The sequence below is a fragment of the Psychrobacter sp. LFX-11D genome (genome assembly GCF_904846475.1).
GTDB classification, from domain to species: Bacteria; Pseudomonadota; Gammaproteobacteria; order Pseudomonadales; family Moraxellaceae; genus Psychrobacter; species Psychrobacter cryohalolentis.
On sequence record NZ_CAJHAV010000033.1, the window covers coordinates 1 to 2,391 of the forward strand.

The 2,391-nt window shown below is 39.1% G+C and carries 2 protein-coding genes and 1 pseudogene; 2 read left to right on the forward strand and 1 reads right to left on the reverse strand.

Annotation, left to right across the window (positions count from 1 at the left end; all coding sequences use genetic code 11):
* Positions 1-172: 172 nt before the first annotated feature.
* On the forward strand, positions 173-1,003 hold the full coding sequence (locus tag JMX75_RS12785; protein ID WP_201532555.1) for a ferredoxin--NADP reductase: 831 nt from the start codon (positions 173-175) through the stop codon (positions 1,001-1,003).
* A 167-nt stretch (positions 1,004-1,170) separates the two neighbouring features.
* Here the strand turns inward: JMX75_RS12785 and JMX75_RS12790 are convergent, their stop codons facing one another.
* Positions 1,171-1,983, reverse strand: a complete 813-nt coding sequence (locus JMX75_RS12790) for a hypothetical protein (protein WP_201532556.1) — start codon at positions 1,981-1,983, stop codon at positions 1,171-1,173.
* Between the two features lie 249 nt (positions 1,984-2,232).
* Between JMX75_RS12790 and JMX75_RS12795 the strand changes: the two are divergent.
* Positions 2,233-2,391, forward strand: a pseudogene (locus JMX75_RS12795) (IS1595 family transposase); the annotation flags it as partial.

Below are 2,391 nucleotides of genomic sequence, written 5' to 3' on the forward strand. Positions count from 1 at the left end.
GCTAAATGAGCACCGTAAGTTACGGTTTATTAAAGACTTTTTAGCATCAAAGTCACTCAAATAGCATGAATTATGTCCATTAGCGACTACCTTCTACTTTTTAGCATGAATTTTGTCCATTACACCAATTTTATAAAAATAAATGTTAATAAAATATAAGTGATTTATGACTATGAGCGACAATACTCAAACCGTAACAGTGCTAAGCAAAACCACTTGGACGCCAAATTTATTTAGCTTTACTGTCAGCCGTCCGGATAGCTTTAAATTTACGGCTGGGCAATTTGTACGTTTGGGTGTTAATCCCAGTCATTTAAACTACTATAAGCAGCAAGGCGAAGCAGGCAATGATGTCTCTAATGACGCACTAAACGAAGATATTTTTCGCGCTTATTCAATTGTTTCGTCTCCCTTTGATGAGGTATTAGAGTTTTTCTCTATTGTCATTCCTGATGGTGCATTTACCTCACAGTTGCAGCACTTAGAAGTAGGCGATGAGCTGCTGCTTAATACGATGCCATTTGGCTTTTTAACATTGGCGCGTTATCAAAAGCCATTACCAAAAGATTTATGGCTGCTGGCTACGGGCACTGGTCTTGCGCCTTTCTTATCGATGCTGCAAGATTTAAAGACTTGGGAAGATTACGAGCATATTATCCTCGCATATAGCGCGCGCTCGATAGAAGAGTTGGCGTACGTTGATAAGATAAAAAGTCTGCAAGAAGACTTTGGCTCCTTGGTTGATAATCCTGCAAAATTAATCTTTATACCAGTTGTTACTCGTGAGCCTATCGAAGGTGCACTGACAGAGCGCCTGCCAAAATTGCTACTAGATGGAACGCTACAAGAGCGCGCAGGCATTGCTCTAGATGTCGATAGCACGCACGTTATGCTATGTGGCAACCCAGATATGGTAGAAGATACCAAAGAGACGTTAAAGAGCTTAGGACTGGTGATGAATCGCCGTGGAGAAGGCAATATTGCGGTAGAAAATTACTGGTAACGAATGTCATAAAGTGTGATCGAGTGGCATTCTTTTAAAATTTTTAGCAAAAGAAAAATGCTGTATCTTGACGACTCTCGTCTTGCAAGATACAGCATTTTTTTATAATAGTTGACAGTTATAAGATAGCAAAGTAATAAGAGCTGAGAGCGTAGGATATTCTAAACTTAGCTCGCCACATTTGCCACATTTTCTGTATCTAGTGGATGGACAGGACCTTGTACTTGTACTGGCTCGTCTTTTTCGCTGATAATATCTTCGTTGCTATTTGAGGATAATAAATCGCGATAATTAATCTGCGCTTTCAAAATCAATTGTTCTTCTTCAAGCTCACCATAGTTAATTTGTGCCTTATGTAACATGCCGATAATTTTCTTATTACTCTTCAGCCAACGATTAATATCAATATAAATAATCTCATTTTTGGCGCGTGCAATATCGATATAAGATAGGATAAAGCCCAACGGGTCTTTTTTCAGGATACGGTGGTAAAACCAAATAAATAGTTTGATACCTTGACGTTTAAGATAGGACTCACAGCGCAGATTTAGGATATCGGTATAGGTCAGTTGCCCAAAGACAAAGCGCTGTACATTGCGATCGAGCTGAGCATGTACCAGACGAAAGTTACTCGCTACCTCTGCATAAATGCCACCGGCATCGACCGTGCAGTATAAGCGAAACCAGTCTTCATGTATCTCAACACGCAGCTCTAAGATAGCTTTGACATTATCCGTGACATAAGTTTTTAGCGCATCATTGACGTAGGCTTGTGTCAGCGGTAGCGCCAGCTCATCTTCTAGCTTATCGGTTGTACGGTTGTATAAGTCTTTAATAGATTGGGTCAGGCGATCCCAACCATCGCTGAATGATTCATCAAAGCGGTAGCCGAGATTCTCAAAAAAGTCATCAAAGTTGTCTGAATGATCGACATTGTCACTCATGTTATTAAAGCTACTCAAACTTATTATCCTTATCATTATAAAAGCGTGACCGATACCAAACAGTATATATCAAAAACGAAGTAGGCAAAACGAACGTCAATAACTCATCAGCTTATCTTTATGGTTGCTGTAAAAAATACGTTTCTCGTAATAGCACGGCTTAATTTAACTTCTCTTTTTTATTTTGCACTGACTGCCTATATCAAGATTGCTACTTAAAATATTGGTGGTGTATCAAAATATTAGGGGCTGTCCTAGATAAGCAAAATAATCTAGGATAGCCATATGAGAAAGAGTAGATTAAGTTGGTACAAACGAACCAGACTCATTGAACTCTTTGTTGCTGGTTCTACCGCAAGAACAGCAGCAAGCCTAGTGGGTGTTAATAAAACAACATCTAGCTATTACTTTCATCGTCTTAGACTACTGATTTATGAAAACAGT

What these genes read in the sequence shown, in the direction of transcription:
- JMX75_RS12785 (WP_201532555.1), top strand. Translation starts at nt 173, where the DNA reads ATGAGCGACAATACTCAAACCGTAACAGTGCTAAGCAAAACCACTTGG.
- JMX75_RS12790 (WP_201532556.1), bottom strand. Translation starts at nt 1,983, where the DNA reads ATGATAAGGATAATAAGTTTGAGTAGCTTTAATAACATGAGTGACAAT.